General features: G+C 68.6%; 21 protein-coding genes. 5 read left to right on the top strand and 16 right to left on the bottom strand.

Going from position 1 to position 23890, the window contains the following annotated elements:
• Positions 1-35: 35 nt before the first annotated feature.
• Both ABD255_RS33695 and ABD255_RS33690 read right to left on the bottom strand, forming a co-directional pair.
• On the bottom strand, positions 36-875 hold the full coding sequence (locus tag ABD255_RS33695) for an ABC transporter permease (protein WP_344220870.1): 840 nt from the start codon (positions 873-875) through the stop codon (positions 36-38).
• Complete coding sequence (locus ABD255_RS33690) at positions 872-1933, bottom strand: ATP-binding cassette domain-containing protein (RefSeq protein WP_344220869.1); 1062 nt, start codon at positions 1931-1933, stop codon at positions 872-874. Before ABD255_RS33690 ends, ABD255_RS33695 begins: the two co-directional genes overlap by 4 nt.
• A 172-nt stretch (positions 1934-2105) precedes the next feature.
• Between ABD255_RS33690 and ABD255_RS33685 the strand changes: the two genes are divergently transcribed.
• Positions 2106-3347 (top strand): MFS transporter, encoded by a 1242-nt coding sequence (locus ABD255_RS33685; RefSeq protein ID WP_344220868.1) that lies wholly within the window; start codon positions 2106-2108, stop codon positions 3345-3347.
• Positions 3348-3353: 6 nt separating this feature from the next.
• Here ABD255_RS33685 and ABD255_RS33680 read toward each other — a convergent pair whose 3' ends face one another.
• The 3 genes from ABD255_RS33680 to ABD255_RS33670 all read right to left on the bottom strand — a co-directional run bounded on the left by ABD255_RS33680 (position 3354) and on the right by ABD255_RS33670 (position 7868).
• Positions 3354-4445 carry a hypothetical protein gene (locus ABD255_RS33680; RefSeq protein ID WP_344220867.1) on the bottom strand — a complete coding sequence of 364 codons (1092 nt, stop codon included), beginning with the start codon at positions 4443-4445 and terminating at the stop codon, positions 3354-3356.
• 90 nt (positions 4446-4535) lie between these two features.
• A complete protein-coding gene (locus ABD255_RS33675; RefSeq protein ID WP_344220866.1) occupies positions 4536-6218 on the bottom strand; it encodes a serine/threonine-protein kinase in 1683 nt (560 codons plus the stop codon).
• A 153-nt stretch (positions 6219-6371) separates the two neighbouring features.
• Positions 6372-7868, bottom strand: a complete 1497-nt coding sequence (locus tag ABD255_RS33670; RefSeq protein WP_344220865.1) for an MFS transporter — start codon at positions 7866-7868, stop codon at positions 6372-6374.
• An 88-nt stretch (positions 7869-7956) separates the two neighbouring features.
• Here ABD255_RS33670 and ABD255_RS33665 point away from each other — a divergent pair, with 88 nt between their 5' ends.
• Positions 7957-8391: a MarR family winged helix-turn-helix transcriptional regulator gene (locus ABD255_RS33665; RefSeq protein ID WP_344220864.1), complete on the top strand. Its 435-nt coding sequence runs from the start codon at positions 7957-7959 to the stop codon at positions 8389-8391.
• A gap of 9 nt (positions 8392-8400) precedes the next feature.
• Here the strand turns inward: ABD255_RS33665 and ABD255_RS33660 are convergent, their stop codons facing one another.
• From ABD255_RS33660 to ABD255_RS33630, 7 genes are all read right to left on the bottom strand, one after another.
• Positions 8401-9738, bottom strand: coding sequence for an extracellular solute-binding protein (locus ABD255_RS33660; RefSeq protein ID WP_344220863.1), 1338 nt, complete (start codon positions 9736-9738; stop codon positions 8401-8403).
• Positions 9739-9747: 9 nt separating this feature from the next.
• Positions 9748-10953: a threonine ammonia-lyase gene (gene ilvA, locus ABD255_RS33655; RefSeq protein ID WP_344220862.1), complete on the bottom strand. Its 1206-nt coding sequence runs from the start codon at positions 10951-10953 to the stop codon at positions 9748-9750.
• Between the two features lie 202 nt (positions 10954-11155).
• Complete coding sequence (locus ABD255_RS33650) at positions 11156-11842, bottom strand: M48 family metalloprotease (protein ID WP_344220861.1); 687 nt, start codon at positions 11840-11842, stop codon at positions 11156-11158.
• A gap of 279 nt (positions 11843-12121) precedes the next feature.
• Positions 12122-12925 (bottom strand): ABC transporter permease, encoded by an 804-nt coding sequence (locus ABD255_RS33645; RefSeq protein WP_344220860.1) that lies wholly within the window; start codon positions 12923-12925, stop codon positions 12122-12124.
• On the bottom strand, positions 12925-13710 hold the full coding sequence (locus tag ABD255_RS33640; protein WP_344220859.1) for an ABC transporter permease: 786 nt from the start codon (positions 13708-13710) through the stop codon (positions 12925-12927). The genes ABD255_RS33645 and ABD255_RS33640 overlap by 1 nt, the downstream gene beginning before the upstream one ends.
• The gene (locus ABD255_RS33635; protein ID WP_344220858.1) at positions 13710-14657 is read right to left on the bottom strand and encodes an ABC transporter ATP-binding protein; all 948 of its coding nucleotides are present in this window, start codon (positions 14655-14657) and stop codon (positions 13710-13712) included. Before ABD255_RS33635 ends, ABD255_RS33640 begins: the two co-directional genes overlap by 1 nt.
• A gap of 9 nt (positions 14658-14666) precedes the next feature.
• Positions 14667-16064: an MFS transporter gene (locus ABD255_RS33630; protein WP_344220857.1), complete on the bottom strand. Its 1398-nt coding sequence runs from the start codon at positions 16062-16064 to the stop codon at positions 14667-14669.
• Between the two features lie 25 nt (positions 16065-16089).
• Here ABD255_RS33630 and ABD255_RS33625 point away from each other — a divergent pair, with 25 nt between their 5' ends.
• On the top strand, positions 16090-16461 hold the full coding sequence (locus tag ABD255_RS33625; protein ID WP_344220856.1) for a MerR family transcriptional regulator: 372 nt from the start codon (positions 16090-16092) through the stop codon (positions 16459-16461).
• A 3-nt stretch (positions 16462-16464) separates the two neighbouring features.
• Here ABD255_RS33625 and ABD255_RS33620 read toward each other — a convergent pair whose 3' ends face one another.
• Complete coding sequence (locus ABD255_RS33620) at positions 16465-17223, bottom strand: SDR family oxidoreductase (RefSeq protein ID WP_344220855.1); 759 nt, start codon at positions 17221-17223, stop codon at positions 16465-16467.
• Between the two features lie 145 nt (positions 17224-17368).
• Here ABD255_RS33620 and ABD255_RS33615 point away from each other — a divergent pair, with 145 nt between their 5' ends.
• The gene (locus ABD255_RS33615) at positions 17369-17947 is read left to right on the top strand and encodes a MarR family winged helix-turn-helix transcriptional regulator (RefSeq protein WP_344220854.1); all 579 of its coding nucleotides are present in this window, start codon (positions 17369-17371) and stop codon (positions 17945-17947) included.
• On the top strand, positions 17944-19554 hold the full coding sequence (locus ABD255_RS33610) for an MDR family MFS transporter (RefSeq protein ID WP_344220853.1): 1611 nt from the start codon (positions 17944-17946) through the stop codon (positions 19552-19554). The genes ABD255_RS33615 and ABD255_RS33610 overlap by 4 nt, the downstream gene beginning before the upstream one ends.
• 167 nt (positions 19555-19721) lie before the next feature.
• Here ABD255_RS33610 and ABD255_RS33605 read toward each other — a convergent pair whose 3' ends face one another.
• Genes ABD255_RS33605 through ABD255_RS33595 form a run of 3 tightly spaced genes read right to left on the bottom strand, consistent with a single transcriptional unit; the run spans position 19722 to position 23723 of the window.
• Positions 19722-21167 carry an AI-2E family transporter gene (locus tag ABD255_RS33605; RefSeq protein WP_344220852.1) on the bottom strand — a complete coding sequence of 482 codons (1446 nt, stop codon included), beginning with the start codon at positions 21165-21167 and terminating at the stop codon, positions 19722-19724.
• Positions 21168-21198: 31 nt separating this feature from the next.
• Complete coding sequence (locus ABD255_RS33600; protein ID WP_344220851.1) at positions 21199-22572, bottom strand: glutamate mutase L; 1374 nt, start codon at positions 22570-22572, stop codon at positions 21199-21201.
• A complete protein-coding gene (locus ABD255_RS33595) occupies positions 22569-23723 on the bottom strand; it encodes a cystathionine gamma-synthase (protein WP_344220850.1) in 1155 nt (384 codons plus the stop codon). Before ABD255_RS33595 ends, ABD255_RS33600 begins: the two co-directional genes overlap by 4 nt.
• Positions 23724-23890: the final 167 nt, after the last annotated feature.

Genomic DNA, 23890 nt, shown 5'->3' with positions numbered 1-23890 from the left:
GGCCAGACCCGGAAGGTTTGGCGCGCTCGCGGGCTTCAGTGCCCGGTGGCCCGCCGGTACTTGTTCACGGCCAGCGGCGCGAAGACGCCGATGATGACGGTGCACCAGATCAGGCTGAGCCAGACCGGATGCTGGGCCGGGAAGCCGTCCGGGCTGGCGAACGGCGACGGGTTGCCGAACAGATGGCGGCAGGCGGCCACGATCGAGGAGATCGGGTTCCACTCGGCCACCGGTTGCAGCCCGCTCGGCAGGTTCGGGGTCGGCACGAAGGCGTTCGACAGGAACGTCAGCGGGAACAGCCAGATCAGCCCGGCCGAGGCCGCGACCTCCGGACCACCCACCGACAACCCGATCAGCGCGCCCACCCACAGCATCGCGAACGCGAACAGCAGCAGGATCGCGAACGCCGCCAGCGCGTTGCCGAACCCGTTGTGCCAGCGCCAGCCGACGATGAAGCCGCAGATGACCATCACCAGCATCACGAACGCGTTGAACACGACGTCGCCGATCACCCGGCCGGCGATCACCCCGGACCGCGCCATCGGCAGCGACCGGAACCGGTCGATCAGCCCCTTCGACATGTCGTCGGCCAGCCCCACGCTCGCGGACGCGACCGCGAACGCCATCGTCTGCGCGAAGATGCCGGACATCAGGAACTCGCGGTACGCGCGGGCGCCCGGGAAGCCGGGGATCGGGATCGCGTTGCCGAACACGTAGGCGAACAGCAGCACGAACATGATCGGCTGGATGGTCGCGTAGATCAGCATGTCCGGCGTCCGCGGGATCCGCTTCAGGCTCCGCCAGGCGAGCACGCCGGCATCGGACACCGCCCGGGCGAACGGGCTCACCTTGGACGGCGTTTCGGCCGCGCTCATGACTGCACCTTCCTTCCGGCCTTCTCTGCCTTGTCTGCCGCCTTGCCTGACCCCTTGCCCGTGTCGCCGGCCGCCTCGTCGGCACCGGTGTCCGGGTTGTCGGTGGCGTGCCCGGTCAGGGTCAGGAACACGTCGTCCAGCGTCGGCCGCCGCAACCCGATGTCGGCGATCCGGATCCCGGCCCCGTCCAGCGTCCGGATCACGTCCACCAGCGCGCTCGACCCACCCGGCGCCGGCACCGTCAGCCGCTTGGTGTGCTTCTCCAGCGTGGTTGCGTCGGGATCGGTGATCTCCAGCGCCGCCGTCAGCAACTCGAGCGCCCGATAGGTCTCGTCCGGGTCGTGCACGACGACCTCGATCCGCTCACCGCCCACCTTCGCCTTGAGTTCGTCCGCCGTACCGCGGGCGATCACCGAGCCGTGGTCGACCACCGCGATGCTGTCGGCCAGTTCGTCGGCCTCTTCCAGGTACTGCGTGGTCAGCAGGATGGTGACTCCCTCGCTGACCCGGTCGCGGATGATCTGCCACAGGTCGAGCCGGCTGCGCGGATCCAGCCCGGTGGTGGGCTCGTCGAGGAACAGCACCTTCGGGTGGGCGATCAGCGAGCCGGCCAGGTCCAGCCGGCGGCGCATACCGCCCGAGTAGGTCTTCAGGATCCGGTCGGCCGCCTCGGTGAGGTCGAAGATCTCCAGCAACTCGTCGGCCCGGCGCTTCGCCTGCTCGCTGGTCAGCCGGTAGAGCCGGCCGAACATCCACAGGTTCTCCCGGCCGGTGAGGAGTTCGTCGACCGCCGCGTACTGCCCCGACAGCCCGACCAACTGGCGGACGGTGTCGGCTTCCTTCACCACGTCGTGGCCGAGCACCCGCGCGCTGCCGGAGTCCGGCTGCATCAGAGTGGTGAGGACCCGGACCGTGGTCGTCTTGCCGGCGCCGTTGGGCCCGAGCAGGCCGAGGACGCTGCCTTCGGGGACTTCGAGGTCAATGCCGTCGAGCGCTTTGACCGTGTTCTTCCTGGACTTGAACGTCTTGACGAGGCCCGTCGCCTCGATAGCAGCCATTCCAGCCGCTCCTTCCGGAAATGTGATGCAGGTCATCCTAGAGCGCTGGATACGCTAACAGTTATATAAGGCGGCGCAACTATTTATTCTCAGCGCAGACTTGAGTGGAGTCGACTCAACTTAGTTGGCATTGAGTCGACAAGGCTCAACTCTCGGGCTTACCGTCGCCTCCATGACGTCCGGCATCCTCGGCCACGCCGACTTCCGCCGCCTCTGGATCGCGGATCTGCTGAGCCAGCTCGGCGGCCGCCTCGGCATGATGGCGACGCCCTTGCTGGCGGTGCTCACCCTGAACGCCACCACCTTCCAGGTCTCCCTGCTGCGAACCTGCGAGACGGCCGCCTGGTTGCTGCTCGGGTTGTTCGCCGGCGCCTGGATCGACCGGATCCGGTGTCTGCCGGTGCTCGTCTGGGCGGATCTCGGCCGGGCGCTGCTCTTCGGGTCGATCCCGGTCGCCGCGTGGTTCGGAGTACTGACGCTCGCGCAGCTGTACGCCGTACTCGCGGTGGCTGGGGTGTTGACCGTGTTGTTCGACGTGGCGCACAGCGCGTATCCCCCGCGGCTGCTGGCTCCGGAACAACTGCTGCCGGGCAACGCGAAGCTCGCCGCCAACCACTCGTTCGCCGCGGTGGTCGGAGCCGGCGCGGGCGGGTTCCTGGTCCAGTGGCTGTCGGCCGCGGTCACTCTCGGACTCAACGCGGTCGGCTTCATCTGGTCAGCCCTCTGGCTCCGCTCGATCCGTACTCCGGAACCTCGGCCGGCCGCCGCGGCCAAGCCGAACCTGCGCCGCGAGATCGGCGAAGGACTGGGCTACGTCTTCCGGCATCCGCTGTTGCGGCCGATCGCCCTGAACACCACCACGACGATGCTCTTCCAGTCGGCGAGCGGCGCGGTGATGGTGGTCTTCCTAGTGCGCGAGGTCGGGTTGTCCCCCAGCACGATCGGGTTGCTGAGCATGGCCGGGTTGCTGGGAGCCCTGGCCGCTGCGTGGTTCACCGAACGCCTGTCCGCACGCCTGGGTGAGGCCCGCGCGCTGCTCTGGTCTGCCGTCGGCATCGGAGTCGCCTTCAGCCTTCAGGCCTTGACCGGCCCAGGCTGGCGGCTGGCTTGGTACGTGCTGGCGATGCTGCTCGCCGCGATCTGCATCATCGTCTGCTACATCCTGCAGATCAGCATCCGCCAACGCCTCTGCCCGCCCGAGCTCCAGGGCCGGGTCAGCGCCACGATGAGCTTCGTAGCCTGGGGCGCCGCCCCGATCGGCAGCCTCTTAGGCGGCCTGCTGGGGACGGCCTTCGGCCTCCGCCCCACCCTCTTGATCTCCGGCGTCGCCACCCTGCTCGGCTCCGCCTGGCTGATCTTCTCGCCACTCCGAAGCCTCCGCCGGATCCCCGTGGCGGTGGCTTCGGAGCAGTAGAACCGATCAGTCGGAGGCGATCTGGGCGGTGCCTACCAGGACCTCTACGTCGAGGGCGGCGCGGCCGCGGCCGATCTCCACGTCCTTGCTCTGGCCGGAGACGGCGCCGGTCCAGGTGACGCGGCCGAGTTGGGACTCGGTGTGGACGCGGACGTCGGAACCGCGGCGCAGGTTGACCGTCGCGGCGCCGGACTCGACCCGGACGCGGGACCGGCCCTTGGTGATCTGCGCGTCGAGGCTGGCCGAACCCGCCTGCACCAGGAGGTCGATCGGGCCGTCCACGTCGGTGACCTTCGCAGTACCGGCGGTCACGCGGACGCGGGTCAGACCGGGCAGACGCTCGGCGCTGACGCTGCCACCGGTGACCTCGATCTCCACGTTCAGCATCGGGTTCACCCGGATGGACAACTCCTTGGCGAGCCCGTTCACGTGCGACTTGAGGTTGGTCGGGTTGCGCAACATGCTGAACCCGTCGATCGAGACCCCCATGTCACCCTCACTGCTGATCGCGAGGGTGTCGCCGTCCCGCTTGATCACATGCGGCCCGTCCACGGCGACCCCGCTCACCGCCGGCTCACCGATCAACCGAACCCGCCGCCCGATGGCCCTGATCGTCACTCGCTGAACTCCCGACGGCACCGGCACATTGCTGTGCTCGGTCTCCACCTCCTCAGCCTCGTCATCCACCACGCTGCCCTCCCCGGTAGACGCAACGGCGTCGGCTGCGTCGGCTGCGTCGGGGATCGAGGCGGTGGGTGCTTCCTCCTCGGTTGCCGTGGTTGAGGGCCCAGCGTGCTTCGGGGTGGGCGACGGCGAGGCGTCAGGCGAGTCGACGACCTCCGCCCAGACGGACGGTGAAGGTACGTCGGCGGTGCCGCTGTCTGCTGCCGCAGCCGCAGGACCCTCATCTGCTACTTCGGCCGCCGGGGCATCCACGGTGGCGGAGACCGTTGCGGCAGGGTCTGTCGCGGTGGGAGTGGGTGACTTGGTGATGGCGGCGATCAGGGTCGCGGCTTCGTCGCTGGTGAGGTGGCCCTTGGCGACGCGGTCGAGGATGTCCTTGACGCGGGCGTCGTAGTCGTTGCTCTGATCGCTCATGCACCCAGTCCAGCACCCGGACGGGTCGAAACCAATCGGGGATCGCCCCGAAGTCCCCCGTCCGGCCCCTGACCGCGCGATCTCAGGCGCTCAGGAGGCCGGGCGGAAGCTGCTCGTGATGGTCCGCAAGGTCTGCTGGCTGTCGGCCCACTGGCTCTCCGGCGTCGACCAGTAGATGCCGTACGCCTGCCGCGAACTGGTGACGACGCCGCGGTTGAGCACATGCTGACGTCCGTCCCCTACCGCATAGGTGAACTCCCAGTCCGCAGCCTTCTGGAAGTAGTCCACCGCCTCGATCCGGATCCGCCGGTACTCCGGATAACCGTCCCGCCGCGCCTCCTCCTGCTGGCGCCAGTCGGCCACCGGGTCCGCCTTGGGCTGATCGGTCTGGTCGATCAGCAGCAAACGCGACCCGCCCGGCTCCCGGAAGTACACCCGCCCGCCCTCACGCCGAACGGTCCAGTTGCTCGGCACCGCCAACGAGAACCCGGTGGGATCGCTGTGCCGCTCGAACCCAGCCGGAACTACCGCACCTGAAGGATCGGCCGTCGGCCGGCTGGTGGGCGCGGATGTGGGCGCGCTGGAAGGACGCGGCGTACTAGGTGCCGCAGTCGGCGTACTGCGCGGCGCGGTCGGCGTAGTACGTGGAGCAGTCGCCGTACTGCGCGGCGCCTGCGAACTCGGCGTCACCGTGGGCGACGCGCTGACCGCACCCGGCTGCTGCCCGAGGTTGTTGTCGTCGTCCGGCCTCATCAAGGCCCAAGCACCCAGAGCCCCAGCCAGCAGGACAGAGACCACCACGGCCATCACCTTGGGTCCCCACTTCTTCGACGGCGGCGATCCCGCACTGACCGCAGGCACAGCGATGACACGGGTTTCCTCCCCATGATCCGAGGCACCAGTTGGTTCACGAGCGACGACTGGGGGTCGCGGGATGACGAGCGGGGGCGGAGCAGCGGCCACTTCGAGCAACCGGCGAGCCGTCGGGGCGTCGATGCGTTCGGCCGGCTCCTTCCGGAGCAAACCCTCCAGCGCGGGCCAGAGCGTCCCCGCCAACTGCGGCGGATCTGGCGCCTCGGTCACAGCGGCAGTCAGCGTCGGCAACGCAGAACCACGATCATGCGGCGGCCGCCCCTCAACCGCCGTATAAAGCGTGGCACCCAACGACCACAGATCCGACTCCGGCCCAGCACCCCGGGCCCGGACCCGCTCAGGCGCGATGTACGCCGGCGATCCCACCAACGTGCCGGACTGGGTGAGCGACGGATCACCTTCCAGCGTTGCGATCCCGAAGTCGGTCAGTACGACTCTGCCATCGTCCGCGAGCAGCACATTGCTGGGCTTCACATCACGATGCAGTACCCCCGCCGGGTGAGCCGCCTCCAAGGCGGCCAGCACCTGCAGACCGATTTTCGCCACCTGCCGCGACGGCAACGGACCGTCTTGCCGCAGAGCGTCCGCCAGTGTGCGGGACTTGACCAGTTCCATCACGATCCACGGCCGCCCCTCCTCCTCCACGACGTCGTACACGGCGACGACGTTGGGGTGACTGAGCCGGGCGGCCGAGCGGGCCTCCCGCAGCGTCCGCCGACGGAGTACGTCGCGTTCGCCGTCGGGTAGTTCGGGCGGGAACACGATCTCCTTGATCGCCACCTCACGGTCGAGCACCTCGTCATGGGCGTGCCAGACCGCACCCATGCCACCGCGTCCGAGCGATCCGAGCAACCGGTACCGCCCGGCCAGAAGACGATCCCTCGACCCTTCACCAGCCATCACACACTGGTGCCCAACACAGCAGGCATGACACCTTCGGCGCCAACAACAACGACGAGCAACAACAAGCAGTGCGGGTCTCGGCGGAGTAGCCCGAGACCCGCACTGCGTTCTCTATGTACTTCACGGCCCCCGACAGGCGACCGGTCATTCTCAGGCGACCGGCGTCATCTCCTCCGCCAGTTCCTTCTGTACTGCCTCGAGCTCGGCGGCCTCGGCTGCCGCGGCGGCCCGGCGGCCGGCCAGACCCCTTAGACCGACAAGACCGATCAACAGGCCGAGCACAGTGATACCGGTGACAACCACCAGAGCCGGCTTGTACGCCGCCAGCATCCCGCTCGGCACGGTGACGCCGTGGGACTGGCTGCCGATCACCGCGGTGGTGACGGCCAGGACGATCGCGCCGCCGACCTGGCTCGAGGTGTTGAACAGGCCGGACGCGAGCCCCTGCTCGTTGTCGTCCACCCCGTTCGTGGCCTGCATGTTCAGCGCCGGGAAGGTGATCGCGAAGCCGAGGCCGATCAGCACGATCGTCGGCAGCACAGTGGCCACGTAGTCCGACTGCTGGCCGATCCGCAGGAACAGCGCGTAGCCGGCCACGAACAGGACCATGCCGGCCGCGACCATCCGCTCGGTACCGATCCGGTCGGCCAGCTTGCCCGCGTTCGGCGACAGGAAGGCCACCAGCAGGCCGGCCGGCAGGAAGCCGAGCGCGGTCTCGAAGGACGACCAGCCGAGCAGGTTCTGCAGGTACAGCGTGCCGATGAACTGGAAGGACACGTAGGCACCGAACACGGTCATGATCGCGAGGTTCGCGTTCCGCAGGTTCGACAGGCGCAGGATGCCGAGCCGGACCAGCGGGTGCTTGGTGCGCATCTCGATCAGGACGAAGGCGGCCAGCAGGGCGGCGGCCAGGACGAACAGACCGATCGTGCGGAAGGATCCCCAACCGGCGGTCTCGGCACCGACGACGGCGAACACCAGCGTCAGCATGCCTGCCGTGACGGTGACGGCCCCCGGTACGTCGTACCCGCCGGCGCTCTCGTCTCGCGGGCTGTTCGGGATCAGCTTGATCGCGAACAGCAGCACGATCAGGGCGACCGGGCCGGGCATCAGGAAGGTCCAGCGCCAGCCGACCTCGGTCAGCAGGCCACCGAGGATCAGCCCCATCGAGAAGCCGCTGGCGGCGCAGGTGGTGAAGATACTGAGCGCCCGGTTGCGGTCCGGGCCCTCGTGGAAGGTGGTGGTGATGATGGACAGAGCGGCCGGCGCGGTGAACGCGGCGGCGACGCCCTTCACGAACCGCGCGGCGATGAGCAGTTCGGGGTTGGTGGCCAGCGAGCTCAGCATCGAGACGACGGCGAAGACGGCCAGCGCGATCAGGAAGACCCGGCGGCGGCCCAGCAGGTCGGCGGTCCGCCCACCGAGCAGCAGCAGACCCCCGTACCCGAGGACGTAGCCGGTCACGACCCACTGCAGGGAGGAAAGGGAGACACCCAGGTCCGCGCCGATCGCCGGCAGCGACATGCCGACCATGGAGACGTCCAGGCCGTCCAGGAAGATCACGCCGCAGACCACGAGCAGGGCGCCCCAGAGGCGCGCGTCCCAGGTCAGGCGGTCCGGTGTGGTGGTGTGCGTTGTCTGTGTCACGAGAAGAGAGCATTGCATGCGTGTGCATCTAATGTCTAGGCATTAAATGCGCTTGCATTGAATGCGCCTGCATGATAACGTCGCCCCCATGACCGACCTGAAGGTCAGCGCTGAGACTGGTGAGATCAGCGCCGATGTCCGCGAGTGGCGCCAACTCCTGGCCCGTCACGCCGACCTGACCTGCGCGCTCGACCGCGAACTGCAGGCCGGTCACCAACTGGGCATGAGTGAGTACGAGGTGCTCGAGCGGCTCGCCGAGCTCCCCGAGCAGTCGGCCAAGGTGCAGACCATCGCCAAGTCGGTCCACCTGAGCCAGAGCGCGCTGTCCCGCGTGATCGGCCGGCTGGAGACCGCAGGCCTGGTCGAGCGGCACATGTGCCCCGAGGACCGTCGCGCGATCAACGTCCGCCTGACCGACGAAGGCCTGGTCCGCCAGACCGAAGCGCAGCCCACCCAGCGACGCGTGCTGGCCAATCGGCTGCACTCGCCGCTGACCAAGACCTGCGACGCGCCCTCTACCTGAGCGGGCCCCTCAGCTGCCGGTGAACTTGCTGTAGTCGGCCTCGAGCTTGTCGACGAACTGCTGCGGAGTCGCCTTCTTGGCCAGCAGGTCCTGCAACGCGGCGCCGATCGTGTCGTACATGGTCGGCGTGGCGTAGTCGAGGTACGGAACCAGGCCTTCCTTGCTGACCGCGGTACCGAAGGCGCTGAAGATGTCGCCCGCGAGGCCGGGCGGCGCCTGCTGTGCGGAAGTGTCGGCGATCGGCAGGTTGCCGGTCGAGGTGAGCACCTTCATCGCGTCGGCGCTGGTGATGAAGTTGATGTACGCCGCTGCCGCGTCCGGGTTCTTCGCCTTGTTCGTGATGGCGAAGGGCAGCCCCGTTCCACCGGTGACGACCGGCTTCTCCTCCGCCGAGGCACCCGGCGGAAGCATGAACCCGACCTTGTCCCCGAGTGCCTTGGCCAGATCCGCCTGCAGCCAGGTCCCGGCGATGAGGAAGACGCCGTTGCCCTTGGCGAAGTCCTGCCAGGCCGGGTCGTACCCCTGGCCGTTGAAGCCCTGGTTGAAGTAGCCCTTGTCCACCCACGACACCGCCGCCTGGGCTGCCTCCAGGTTCTCCGGCGTCTTCCAACTCGACCCGGGACGGCCGAACGCCAGCGTGGTGATCTGGTCGGCCGGCACGAACCTGCCCTGCACCGTGCCGAACACGTGGATCGCCGGCCACTTGTCGAGATTCCCGAACTGCATCGGGAGCTGCCCCGCCGCCTTCGCCTTGCCGAGCGCGTCCTCGAACTCCGCCCAGGTCTTCGGCGGCTCCACCCCGAGCGCGCCGAGCTTGGTCTTGTTGAAGTAGATCCCGACGACCTCACCGACCTGCGGCAGGCCGAAGAGATCGCCCTGGCCGAAGGTCTTGCCATCAGCGGAGTAGCGCGAGTACTGCAGCACGGTCTCCGGATAGCGGTCCTTCCAGCCGTACGCGTCGGACCACTTGTCCAACGGCACCAACTGCCCGGCCTTGACGAACTCACCCATGTCGGAACGCCCGTTGTTCGCCTGTACGACGTCCGGCGCGTCGTTGCCGGACAGCGCCAGCCGCAGTGTGGTCTTCAGGTCGTCGAACGAGCGGGAGACCCGCTTCAGCTTGATGTTCGGGTACTTCGCCTGGAACTGCTTGTTCAGCTCGGCCATCTGGGCCGCCTGGCCGCCGCGGACCTCCTGGTCCCACACGGTCAGGGTGACGTCGCCCAACTGCGCCGCGTCCGTCTTGATGGTGCTGGGCGCGCTCGCGGCGTCACCCGGATTGTCCGATCCCGGAGTACAGGCTGCGGTGAGCAATAGGGCCGCTGTGGCCAGCGCGACAACCTTCACTGGGACTCCTCAGTTCAGTGTGTACGTGTACCCGTTGGAACGCAGGCTCGCGAGTACTCGCTCGCGATGCTCGTTGCCCCGGGTCTCCAGTTGCAACGCCACCTCGACCTCGTCCAGGTTCAGCGTCTCCGAGATGCGCTCGTGCAGCACCTCGATGATGTTCGCGTCAGCGGCGGCAAGCTCGGTCAGCAACGTCGCGAGGCCGCCAGGGGTGTCGGGAATGCGCACTCGGAGCGACATGTAGCGACCTGCCGCAGCCATGCCGTGCCGGATCACCCGCATCAACAGCAGCGGGTCGATGTTGCCGCCTGACAGCACCACCACGACCGGAGGCTTGAACCGCTCGGGCTCGTCCAGTACTGCGGCAACTGCCGCGGCGCCGGCCGGCTCCACCACCAGCTTGGCACGCTCCAGCACCAGCAGAAGGGCCTGCGACAACGAGTCCTCGTTGACCGTGAGCACCTCGCTGACGTGCTGCTGGATCGCCGTGAACGGGACCAGTCCCGGCAGACCGACCGCGATCCCGTCCGCCATCGTCGCCATCTTCTCCAGTTGCACGGGCTCGCCCCGGAGCAACGACTCGGGGTACGCCGCGGCGCCCTTGGCTTGGACGCCGACCACCTCGATCGGCATCCCGTCGCGCTGCATCGCCAGCGCGATCCCGGCGATCAGCCCGCCACCACCGGTCGGTACGACGACCGTCCGCACCTGCGGGCACTGCTCCACGATCTCGAGCCCGGTGGTCGCCTGACCGGCCACGATGTCCCGGTGGTCGAACGGGTGGATCAGGATCGCCCCGGTCTCCGCCTCGAAGGCCCGGGCCGCGCTCAGGCAGTCGTCGATCGAGGTGCCGACGAAGCGGATGTCGGCGCCGTACGCGCGGGTCGCCTTCTCCTTCGGAATCGGCGCGCCGTACGGCATGAACACGGTCGCCTTGATCCCGAGCAACTGGGCCGCCAGCGCGACGCCCTGCGCGTGGTTCCCGGCGCTGGCCGCGACGACGCCGCGGGCCCGCTCCTTCTTGGAGAGGCGGGCCATCCGTACGTACGCGCCGCGCAGCTTGAACGACCCGGTGCGCTGGAGGTTCTCGCACTTGAGGAACACGTCCCCGCCGACCAGGTCGCTCAGCCAGCGCGAGTACTCCAACGGGGTCGGCGCCACCACGTCGTGCAGCAGGTTCGCTGCCCGGGCAATCTCGGCCGCACTGATGCTCATCTCCTCACACTAGGGCGTGTCTGGCGATTCCCTGCAGTCGCGAGCAGGTGCCCGGTGCGGTGGCTCGGCGTGCTGGGGTGAAGGCCTCGATGCTTTTCCATCGTGGCCTTTGCCCCAGTGCGGCGAGGTGCCGTGCCGGGTGCCGCGCAGCACGCAGGGAATCGCCAGACACGCCCTAAGCGCGATGAGCCCTCCGGGATCTTCATTTACCGCCCTGTGCCGCCTCTTCGAGCTTGCTCAGGCGCGACATCGCCCGGATCCGGACCGGCCAGTCGAGGTGTTTGGCCCAGGACGGCAGGGTGCGCTCCTCGCGCAGCGAGGCGTAGTACGCGAGGGCGTCGGACAGCGCGTGCTCCCGCAGGTAGAAACGGGGAGCGTTCCCGCCCTCGAGACCTTCCGGCAGCGGCGCATGGGCGGAGTTGGCCATCAGGATGCCGAAGCCGGCGAAGACCGCGAACAGATCGGTCAGCGCCTCCTGGTCGCGGCGATAGCGATCGATCCGGCCCGCGCCGAGCAGCGCTTCATGGCCCACCTCGTGCGCGAACACCGCCACCAGCACCTCCGGCTGCGCCAACAGGCCGGCCGCGACGAGCACGAGGTTGCGGTCCTCGCCCTCGCGCCACTGACCGAACCGGCCCTTCACCACTTCGGACACGCGCTGGTGGGTCAGTTGATCCAGTCGCGCCGGCGACAGGTGCGGCGGCACCTCGTCCAGGTCGAACCGGAGGTCGAGCCGATCCGCTTCCACGTCCATCCGGTCGCAAACCTTTGCGAACAGTTCCCGCGCCGCCTCGGTGGAGCCGTCATTGTCCGCCGGGATGAAATCGGCCGGCCGCACGATCGGACGCAGCAGCATCGCGTCCCCGAACTCGTCGGCCAGCCACCTCATCGACTCGTCGATCCAGTCGGGGTGACCGGCAGCCAACCGCCTGGTCACGGGCTTCGGCGGATCGACCTGCTTGTACTTGTTGGCAAGGGACTTGAACACGGCGCGCACAGGGAGTCAGCTTACGGTCCAGACCGGTCACAACCTGTCGCGGAAGTGAATTCTGGCTGACTTGTCTCGCCGGCCGGTTGGCCCGACCGCCCACCTACCCTTCGGGAGTCGATGAGGAGGGTGCTGTGGCGGTCACGGCGTAAGGCGCGACCGCGTGGCTACGCCGGTTGATTACTTGAGGAGCAATTTGCCGAGGCGGCGGGAGGCGACGTACATGCCCAAGGTGCCCATCGCGGTCAGGTAGAGGGCGTTGAGGACGAGGGACCAGCTGACTGTGCCGGTGGTGAAGGCCCGTTCCAGCGCGACGCCCTGGTAGAGCGGAGTGAGCTCGACCAGCCAGCGGATCCAGCCGGGGTAGGTCTCGATCGGGTAGAAGGTGGCGGAGAACAAGAACATCGGCATCGTGGCGAGCTGAACGAACTCGAAGTCCTGCCAGCTGCGCATGAAGGTGGTCAGCGCCATCCCGGCGCCGGCGAACGCGTAGCCGATCAGCACCGCGGCGGGCAGCGCGAGCAGCGCCCACCACGACTCGACCAGGTCGAGCGCGAGCATCACCAGGATGAACATCGCCGAATAGCACGCGCCGCGCAGCAGCGCCCAGGTCACCTCGCCGGTCGCGACGTCCCACGGCCGCAGCGGCGTGGCCAGCATCGAGTCGTACAACTTCGCGTACTTCATCCGGAAGAAGATGTTGTACGTCGAGTCGAAGATCGCGCCGTTCATCGCCGAGCTCGCGAGCATCGCGGGCGCCACGAAAGCGGCGTACCCGATCACCGTGCCGTCGGCCAGCCGGAAGTCGCCGACCAGTTGGGCGACGCCGATGCCGATGGACAGCAGGTAGAACACCGGCTCGAAGAAGCCGGACACGAACACGATCCACGAGCGCCGGTAGACCAGGAAGTTCCGCTCGACCAGGTGCCGGCCGCCGCCGGCCCGCACCGGCACCGGGAGGACCCGGGCAGTCAGTGTCGCCATCAGCGGATCAACCTCCCGGTCAGGCCGCGGACCGCGAACCAGGTGCCGACCGCGAACCAGGCCGCGAGATAGGCGAGATTGCCGAGCGCAGGAAGCAACTCGACCGTGCTCAGGCTGAGATCACGCGCCAGCTCGACGCCGTGCCACAGCGGGCTCAGGTACGCGAGCCACTCAATCCAGTTCGGGAGCTGGGACACCGGAAAGAAGGCGCCGGAGAACAGGAACGCCGGGATCACGCCGAACCGGAAGATCATCGCGAAGCCCGAGTCGTTGTCGAGCCTGGTCGCGACCGCGCAGACCGGCGCGGACGCGGCCATCCCGACCAGCAGCGCGACCGGCAGGCCGAGCACTCCCCAGGCCGACCTCAGCCCACCGAACGCGGCGATCACCAGCGTGAACACCAGGCAGGTGGTCAGCACCCGGAAGGCGATGAAGGCGAGCTGCCCGTACATGACGTCCGCCGGGCGCAGCGGCGTGGAGATCATCGAGTAGTAGAACTTCTGCCACTTGATGCCGGCCAGCACCGGGTACGTCGACTCGCCGACCGCGATCTGCAGGGCCGTCGCCGCCAGCAGGCCGGGCGCGATGAACTGCAGGTAGCTGACCCCGCCGAGCGCGCCCGAGCCGTTGTCGTCGACGAACGACCCGAGCCCGATCCCCATCGCGGCCAGGTAGAGCAGCGGCAGCAGGAAGCTGCTGACCAGGCTGCCCTTCCAGGTGCGCTTGTAGACCGTCGCCCAGTAGTCGAACTGGCGCCGGCTGTTCTCGAGGGCGACGACGCTCATCAGTCGACCAGCGTCCGGCCGGTGAGCCGCAGGAACACGTCCTCCAACGTCGACCGGCGGACCAGCACGGCCGCGGGCTCCAGCCCACGCTCGTGCACGGCCGCGACCGCCCGCTCACCGTCGTCGGTGTAGAGCAACAGCCGATCAGGCAGTACTTCGATCCGCTCGGCCAGGTCCTCCACCTTGCCCGCGAGCGCCTCGTGATCCGCGTGCATCACCTCCGGCCCGAACCGCAACTCGGTCACCTCGCGGGTCGAGTAGTCCCGGATCAGCTCGGCCGGCGACCCCTCGGCCGCGATCAGCCCCGCGTCCATCACCACCAGCCGATCGCACAACTGCTCGGCCTCGTCCATGTAGTGCGTGGTGATGATCAACGTGACGCCTGCCTGCTTCAGCCGGAACAGCTTGTCCCAGAGCAGGTGCCGCGCCTGCGGGTCGAGCCCCGTCGTCGGCTCGTCCAGCAGCAACAGGTCCGGCTTGCTGACCAGCGACCGGGCGATCGTCAGCCGCCGCTTCATCCCGCCGGACAGCTCGTCGACCTTCACCTTCGCCTTGTCCGTCAACGCGACGAACTCCAGCAACTCGTCGGCCCGCCGGCGGCACTCGGCCCGGCTGAGCCCGAAGTACCGGCCGTAGACCGTCAGGTTCTCGGACACGGACAGCTCGGAGTCGAGGGTGTCGTCCTGCGGGCAGACGCCCAGCCGCGCCCGGATCTGCGGCCCCTCGGTGGCGGGGTCCATGCCGAGGATGCGCAGCACTCCCCCACTGATCGGCGAGACGGCCCCGATCATCCTCATCGTCGACGACTTCCCCGCCCCATTGGGACCGAGAAAGCCGAACGCCTCCCCCTTCCGCACGTCCAGATCAATCCCCGCGACCGCCTCGAAGTCCCCGTACGACTTCCGCAGCCCCCGCGCATGGACCAAGGACTCCCGCTGCTCATCCACCCTGCGACCCTAAGCGCCCCCGCCGACATTCCTCACGCCCTTTTGGCGAATCAGCTGGGCGAGGAGGGTCAGGACGGCGAAGCCGAGGATCACCATCACGCCTGGCGGGAAGTCCGACAGGTTCGTCGCCGGCACGATGGTGGCGGTGACGATGGCGAGGCCGGTCGCTCCTCCGACCTGCAGGGAGCTGTTGAGGAGGCCGGCTGCCAGGCCTTGCTCCTCGTCGGCGACTCCGCTGGTGCCGGCGACCATCAACGCAGAGATGCTGAGCGCGAACCCGAGTCCCCACAGCACGGAGGCGGGCAGCAGGACGGTCCACAGGTCCGGCTTGTCTCCGATCCGGAGCATCAGCAGATAGCACGGGATGAAGGCCGTCAGTCCGACGAGCAGCACCCGGTTGACGCCGTACCGGTTCATCAGGGTTCCGAGTTGAGGGCCGATCACGACGACCATGAGTCCCGCCGGCAGCAGGACCAGCGCCATCTGCCACGGCTGCCAGCCGTGCAGGTTCTGCAGATACAAGGCGAGCAGGAACTGGAAGCCCATCGCGCCGCCGTACAGCAGGGCGGCGCTGGCGTTGGCGGCCACCAGACCTCTGTCGCGGAACAGCCCGAGCCGGATCAGGGGCTGCTGCACGGACCGCTCGATCAGGACGAAGCCGACCAGCAGGATCGCCGCCCCGATGAAACCACCGAGAGTCCGCCCCGACGCCCACCCGACATGCTCTGCCGAGGACACGGTGACGACCAGCAACAGCATCCCGGTCACCAAGGTCGCGGCGCCGCCGAGGTCCAGCCGGACTCGTTCAGTCCGCGGCGGATCCGGCGGTAGACAGCGCAGCGCCGCAACCAGCAGCAGTACTGCGATCGGCACCGGCAGGAGGAAGGTGGCTCGCCAGTTGATCGCGGCGAGCAGTCCCCCGACCAGCAGCCCCGACGAATACCCCGACGCCTCGAACACGTTGAAGATCCCGAACGCCTTGTTCCGTTGCGGCCCCTCGGGGAACGTCGTCGTCAGCAACGACATCGCCGCCGGCGCCGTGAACGCCGCGGCCATCCCCTTGACGAACCGCGACACGATCACCAGGACCGCGTCGTCCGCGAACGCCCCCACCACGGAGACGACCGCGAACACGCCCATCGCGACGACCAGCACCCGCCGCCGTCCGAACAGATCGGCGAACCGTCCACCCAGCAACAGGAAACTGCCGAACGCCAGGATGTAGGCGCCCGCCAGCCACTGCGCCGTACCGGCACTCATCCCGAACTCGTGCTGGATCTCCGGAATCGCGACCGCGATCATCGAGACGTCGAGGCCGTCCAGCAGGATCACCCCGCTGCAGATCAGCAACGCGACCCACAGCCGCGCCGACCACCGGCCCACCGTTCGGTTGGAATGTTCTGTCATGCCCGGACGCTAAAGTCTGACATCGGTGAGAAGGTCAACCCCGGAGGTGTGGATGCTGATCGGCGACTTGGCGCGGCGGACCGGAGTCAACCCCCGCCTACTCCGGTACTACGAGGCGCAAGGTCTGCTCGAGACGACACGCACCCCGAGCGGCTACCGGGAGTACGACGAGGACGCGGTCACCACCGTCCGCAAGATCCGGGTCCTGCTCAAGGCCGGCCTGTCGACCGAGACGATCCGCACTGTCCTGCCGTGCACGGTCGGTGAGGGGCCGGAGTTCGACTGGTGCGCCGAGTTGCGCGACCTGATGGACCGCGAACTCGCCGCCATGGACGATCGCATCGACACCCTGCAGCAGACCCGCGGCACGCTCGCCTACTACTTGTCCCAGCCCTGAGCGTCAGCCGCGGCCGGCGTACGGCATGCCGGCGGCCATCACTGTGAGCGTGGGCACCGCGACATCGGTCGGCAACTGCGCGATCTTCACCACGAAGTCGGCCACGATCTTCGGATCGAAGGTCGGCTCCACGGCGGTCGAACCGTTCGGCTGCAGCACCCCCTGACCTATCTTCGCGGTCATCGGTGTCGTGGCGTTGCCGATGTCGATCTGGCCGCAGGTGATCCCGTGCGCCCGGCCCTCCAGTTCGAGCGCCTTCGTCAGCCCGGTGATCGCATGCTTGGACGCCGTGTAGGCGATTCCGTGCGGCCGTGGCACGTGCGCCGAGATCGAGCCGTTGTTGATGATCCGACCACCCTTGGGCGACTGCCGCAACATCAGCGCGAACGCGGCCTGCGCACAGAGGAACGACCCGGTCAGATTGGTGTCGATCACCCGCCGCCAGTCAGCCTCGCTCACCTCCGGTACTGCGGCCGCCGGCGCCCCCGTCCCCGCGTTGTTCACCAGCAGGTCGATCCGCTCCAACCCACCGAAGAACGCACTGACCGCGGCACCATCAGCCACATCCAGTACTGCGGTCCGCACCCCGCCGACCCCAGCCGCTCCCACCCCGGCGACCTCCTCGGCGGCGGCAGCGGTCTCCCGCAACTTCTCCTCGGTCCGCCCGGTGACCGTGACGGCGAACCCGGCCGCGGCCAGAGCGAGCGCCATCTCCCGTCCGAGCCCGCTCCCGCCACCGGTGACCACCGCGACCTGCTGCATCCGTCCTCCTGAAGTCGGTTGCGCACCAGTCTGCCCGTTACCTCTGCGTGACCTCTTGATAACGCCCGGTTAACAACTTGCGAGCAGTCAGGACCGGGCGGAAACTCATTTGCGTGTATCACGCAAGCATGTATATGCTTGCACCATGCATGTAAATGACGGAGGGGCTCCGCAGACGCCGGTGGAGGGCGTCATGCACGCCTTCACCCGGATCGGCCGCCGGCTGAAGTCCAAGCAGCCCGGCGACACCATCGATCACAGCGCCCACCTGGTGCTGTTCGTGCTGCGGTGCAACGGAGCACTGCGGCTGTCCGATCTGGCCAGCCGGATGGAGATCGACGCCTCCACCGCGAGCCGGCACGTCCGGGCGCTGGAGACGGTGGGCCTGGTCCGCCGGTCCGCCGATCCCGACGACGGCCGCGCCTTCCGGGTCGAGCTGACCGAGCAGGGCATGCAGGAGTGGGAGGCCGCCGCCAAGCGCCGGATGGCGTTGCTGAGCCAGGCGATGGACGGCTGGTCCGACTCCGACATCGAGACTTTCGAGAGGCTGATGACCCGGTTCGCCGATGGCGTCACCAGCCTCGCCGACGACAGCAAGGCCTGGGCCGACAAGGGCTGGGCCGCGGCGGTCGCCGTACACCAGAGCACCGCCGACGCCTCGCAGCGCAGTACTGCGGACGCCGCGCGCCTGAACACCGAAGAGAACGCGGAGAGCAGCACATGAGCACCACCGAGCCCGCCACCGCAGGCGGCGGTCCGACCGACTCAGCGCCTGAGCCGAACTACCTTTCCCACAAGCAGATCCTGGTGATCCTCGGCGGCCTGATGGCCGGCATGTTCCTGGCCGCACTCGACCAGAGCATCGTCGGTACCGCGCTGCCGCAGATCGTCAGCGAGTTCAACAGCCTGGACAAGCTGTCCTGGGTCGTCACGGCCTACCTGCTGACCTCGACCGCCTCCACTCCCCTGTGGGGCAAGATCTCCGACCTGTACGGCCGCCGCCCGCTGTTCATCGCGGCGATCCTGACCTTCCTGGCCGGCTCGGTGCTGTCCGCGCTGGCGCAGAACATCGAAGAACTGATCGGCTTCCGCGCCGTCCAGGGGCTGGGCGCCGGCGGTCTGATGTCGCTCGCGTTCGCCACCATCGGCGACGTGATCCCGCCGCGCGAGCGCGGTAAGTACATGGGGTACTTCGGTGCCGTCTTCGGCCTGTCCTCGGTCGCCGGCCCGCTGCTCGGCGGCGTCCTGACCGACGGTCCCGGCTGGCGCTGGATCTTCTGGATCAACCTGCCGATCGGCCTGGTCGCGCTGGGCATCGTCGCCGCCGTGCTGAAACTGCCGCACGTGAAGCGCAGCCACAAGATCGACTACGTGGGTGCGGCCGTCGTCACCGCCGCGGTCACCTCGCTGCTGCTGGCCGTCTCGTGGAGCGGCCCGACCTACGGCTGGGGCGCCGGGACCACCATCGCGCTGCTCGTCGGCGCGGTCGCACTGGCCGTCGCGTTCGTCTTCGTCGAGCTGAAGGTGGCCGAGCCGATCATCCCGATGGACCTGTTCAAGGGCCGGATCTTCTCGGGCTACGCCGGATACACGTTCCTGCTGGGCTTCGCGATGTTCGGTGCGCTGATCTTCCTGCCGCTGTACCTGCAGGCCGTCAAGGACCTGTCCCCGACCCGGTCGGGCCTGGCGCTGCTGCCGATGATCATCGGCATCTTCTCCGCCTCGATCCCGAGCGGCCAGCTGATGAGCAAGACGGGGCGGTACAAGATCTACCCGATCATCTCGGCGGTCCTGGTCGGCGGTGCGATGGTGATGCTGTCGACGCTGTCGATGACCACGCCGTACTGGCAGCTGGCGATCTACATGTTCGTGATGGGCGCCGGTCTGGGTCTGTCGATGCAGATCACCGTCACCGCCGCGCAGAACAGCGTGCCCCGGCAGCACATGGGGACCGCGACCTCGACGATGACGTTCTTCCGCTCGATGGGCGGCGCGATCGGCACCGCCGTGTACGGCGCGGTGCTGACCAGCCGGCTGGAGATCCACCTCGGCGAGATCGTCCCGAACGCCACCCAGAGCATGGTCGACGGACTCGCCAAGGCCGCCAACAGCGTCGAGGCCCTGCACGCCCTGAAGGAACCGATGAAGGGCTGGGCCCTGCACGGTCTGGTGGACGCGATGGGAGACGTCTTCCTCGTCTCACTCCCGTTCCTGGTGATCGCCCTGGTCCTCGCCATCATCACGCCCGAACAAAAACTCGCCGGCCGCTCCGACGCCCCGAAGCCCGACGACGAGAACATCGAGTCTTCAGCCGCCGCCTCGATGCACTGACCCGCAGTACTCCTTGGCTGTACCGAAGGCCCGCCGGGGTAACCGGCGGGCCTTCCTCGTTCGGCAGACTGTCCGCATGAAGTGGTTGCGGCGGGCCCTGAACGCGCTCACCACCAGCACCGGCGAGGACCGGGACCGCCTGGGCCGGCCGTTCCGGCGTACCGGGGTCAGGCCGGAGGGTCCGCTTTAGCCGGCGCGGAGCCGGCGGGGGGTCTTCGGCGGGGTAGGGGGCGGGGTGGTTCTGGGTCTACGTCGTTGCCGGCCAGGTGGTTGACGATGGTGTTGATGACGGCGACCGTCGGTACTGCGACCAGGGCGCCGACGATGCCCGCGATGACCACGCCGGTCGCGATCGCCAGGATCACCGCGAGCGGGTGGACGCTGACGGCGCGGCCAAGCAGGAACGGCTGCAGGACGTGGGCCTCCAACTGCTGCACGCCGATCACCACGCCCAGCATGATGATCGCGACGACCGGGCCCTTGGCGACCAGCGCGACCAGGACCGCGACGATTCCGCTGACCAGGGCACCGATCACCGGTACGAAGGCGCCGACGAAGACCAGGATTCCGATCGCGCTCACCAGCGGCAGGCCGAGCACGGCGGCGCCCAGCGCGATGCCGGCGGCGTCCACCGCCGCGACGATGATGGTCGCCCGGACGAACGCCGTCAGCGACACCCACGCCTTGCGGCCGGACGAGTCCGCCTTCTCCCGAGCGTGGCGCGGGAACAACCGGACCACCCAGGCCCAGATCTGCTCCCCTTGGTAGAGGAAGAAGAACAGGCAGAACAGCGCGATGAACAGGCCGGCGATCGCGTGCGTCGCCGTCGTACCGACCTCGGCGGCGCGCTGGCCGATCGCGCCACCGCTCATCACGGTCTCCCGGAGCCGGTTGAGCGAGTCGGTGATGTCCTGCTCGGACAGGCCGAAGTTGATCCGGAGCAGGTCGCGTGCCTCCTGCACGCCCTCGGTCACCTGGGTGGACAGCCGATCGAACTGGTTCGCGATCTGCGCCCCCACCAGGGTGAGCAGTCCGGCGATCACCACCAGCGTGCCGAGAACGGTGATGCCCGCGGCCGCGCCGCGGGGGAACCGGAGTTTCTGCAGCCCGGTGGTCACCGGCACCAGCAGTGCGGTGAGCAGCACGCCGACGGTCACCGGCACGACGACCTCGGAGAGATAGCGCATCCCCCAGCCGATCACCGCGATCGCGGCGACGATGACCAGGAACCGCCAGGCCCACGCGCTCGCGATCTGCATGGCGGGCGTGACGCCGAGATCGACGGGGCCGCGGCTGGAGGCTGCCACCAGGTGGTCCTGCGGGATGCGGTCCTGCACGGGCACGGTGTCACTGACCTGATCGGTGACCTGGTTGTCCGCCACCGGGCTCTGCTCGTCCCGTCCGACCTCCGGAACGTCAGCCGTCGATCGCTCCGCCGCCGAGGATCCGGCTCCTGAGCGCTCCCCGCCCGAGCCGGCGGTTCCTGAGCGCTCCACGCCCGCGGTGTCGGCGGTTCCTGAGTGCTCCACGCCCGCGGTGTGGGCTTTCGAATGCTTCGCCGCCGAGGTGCCGGCCGGGTCGTCCCGCGCCACCGGCTCGTCCGTTGTGCTCATGACACCTCCGCGGTCTCAGGTCCTTCCGAGCCTAGTGCCCCGCGCTGACGGATCCATGAATGTGTGCGGCCAAACCTTGTGCAGCGGCCGGGTCCAGATCGGCCAGCAGTCCGACGCCGGCCAGGACGTAGTCCGAATCCACGCAGGTGCGGGCGTTGGACGGCACCAGCCAGCCCTCCTCCTGCGCACCGGCCGCGACGCCGCCGAGGATCCGCGCGGCGACCTCGGGACCGTTGTGCCGCAGCACTCCCCCGGACCCCACCAGCAGATCGACCTCGCGCAGATCCTTCCCGGAGCGCTCGATCACCCGACCGCCCGGCCCGAAGACCACCCGCTGTCTCCCCGCGTGCCGCCGCAGGGCAACCGTGGCAGCCACCCGAGCCAACGTCTCGTCGTACGACGCTTCCGTCGCGTCAGCCGGCAGGTACGACGGATCGTCGTGCCGCCGCTTCGCCGCTCCAGCCAGTGCGGTGTCATCCTCGGGGAGCAACCCGGCCTCCACCCCAGCAGCAACCACCGGTACTGCGCTCCACCGCATCCCGAGGTCGCCCTCGACCGTACGGGTGACGGGGTGCGTCGCCACCACCTCGCGGCCGAGATTCGCGTCCTCCGGGTCCAACTCGATCACTGAGTGCACGTCCGTCGTCGCGCCGCCGATGTCCACCACCGCGACGTCCCCGTGCAACCCGGCGAGCACCTCGACCCCACGCAGTACGACGTCCGGGGTCGCCGCGCGCACCATCCGGGCGAAGCCGGGGTCACGCGAGAGGTTCTTCCCGCCGATCACGTGCGCGAGGAACATCTCCCGGATCGCGGCCCGCGCGCTGTCCGGCGCGAACACCCCGATCTCGGGCACCACGTTCGCCGCGAACACGTGCGGCACGTCGGCGCCGGCCAACAGTTCCGCGAGCTCCGCCTGAACCTCGACGTTGCCTGCAGCAACCACCGGGCGGCGCCACCGGTACTTCGCCAGTACCGCCGCCGCCTTGGTGAGAACCGCCGAGTTGCCGCCGTCCGTCCCACCCAGCAGCAGTACTACGTCCGGCCGCTCCGCCCGCAACGCCTTCAGCGACGTGGCCGTCAGTCCACCGTTGACCACGGCAACAACTCGTCCACCGCTGGACAACGCGACCCGGCGGCCGGCCTCGGCCGTGACGAGTTCCTCGTTGCCGACGACGGCGATCCGCAGACCGCCGCCCGCGCTGGAGCAGGCCAGCACCTCGGCCTTGGCGACACCGGCGTCCGCCGACAGCAGCGCAGTACGGCAGGCCTGCCAGCCGTCCATCACGTCCGTGTCGACGGTGGTGCGGTGTTCGGCCCGGGCGACCAGGTCACCCGAGCCGGCGTCCACCGCGATCGCCTTCGTGAAGGTCGACCCGAAGTCGACCGCCACATACAGGCTCACGACATCGCGCGGTCGAGATCCAGCAGCAGGTCGTCGATCGTCTCGATGCCGACGCTGAGCCGGATCAGGTCGGCCGGGACCTCCAGCGGAGTACCGGCGACCGAGGCGTGCGTCATCTTGCCCGGGTGCTCGATCAGCGACTCGACGCCGCCGAGCGACTCGCCCAGGGTGAAGACCTCCGCCTTGTTGCAGATGTCGAGCGCGTGCTCCTCGCCACCGGTGACGCGGAAGGACACGATGCCGCCGAACCGCTTCATCTGCTTGGCGGCGGTCTCGTGGCCGGGGTGACCGTCGACGCCCGGGTAGAGCACCGAGGTGACGCCGTTGTGCCGCTGCAGGAACTCGACGACCTTCTCGGCGTTGTCGCTGTGCCGGTCCATCCGGACGCCGAGCGTCTTGATGCCACGCAGCACCAGCCAGGCGTCGAACGGGCCGGCGACGGCGCCGATCGCGTTCTGGTGGAAGGCGATCTTGTCGGCCAGTCCGGCGTCGCGGACGATCAGCGCGCCGCCGACGACGTCGGAGTGCCCACCCATGTACTTCGTGGTCGAGTGCACGACCACGTCGGCGCCGAGCTCGAGCGGCTGCTGCAGGTAGGGCGAGGCGAAGGTGTTGTCGACGACGAGCAGCGCGCCGGCGTCGTGGGCGATCTGCGCCACGATCGCGATGTCGGCCACGTTCAGCAGCGGGTTGGTCGGCGTCTCCAGCCAGACCACCTTGGTCTTGCCCGGGCGGATCGCGGCCCGGATCGCCTCCGGATGCGTGACCGCCGCCGGGGTCATGTCGACACCCCAGGTGCCGAGCACCTTCGCGAACAGCCGGAAGGTGCCGCCGTACGCGTCGTCGGGGAAGACCACGTGGTCACCCGGCACGCAGAGCGAACGGATCAGGGTGTCCTCGGCGGCCAGGCCGCTGGCGAAGGCGAACCCGCGGTTGCCGCCCTCGATCGCCGCCAGACACTCCTCCAGAGCGGTCCGGGTCGGATTGGCCGACCGGGAGTACTCATAGCCGTTGCGGAGCCCGCCGACACCGTCCTGCTTGTAGGTGCTGGTCGCGTAGATCGGCGGCACCACCGAACCGGTGGTGGGGTCGGGCTCGTTCCCGGCGTGGATGGCGAGCGTCTCGAAGCCGTAGCGGTGTTCGTGATTCACCGGACCAGCCTACGTCCTGGTCCTATCCGGCCCCGCACCCTGTCCACAACCCCAGACTCTCGGCGCCGCCGACGGCACAGGCTGTGGATGACCGGTGGCGGTGACCCCGGATCGGGCCTACGGTTTCGATCGATGACTTTCAGTCACGACTGGAGAGGGAGCGACCC

Source organism: Kribbella sancticallisti (genome assembly GCF_039530625.1).
Classification (GTDB): domain Bacteria; phylum Actinomycetota; class Actinomycetes; order Propionibacteriales; family Kribbellaceae; genus Kribbella; species Kribbella sancticallisti.
This window is presented reverse-complemented; position numbering and strand designations above follow the sequence as displayed.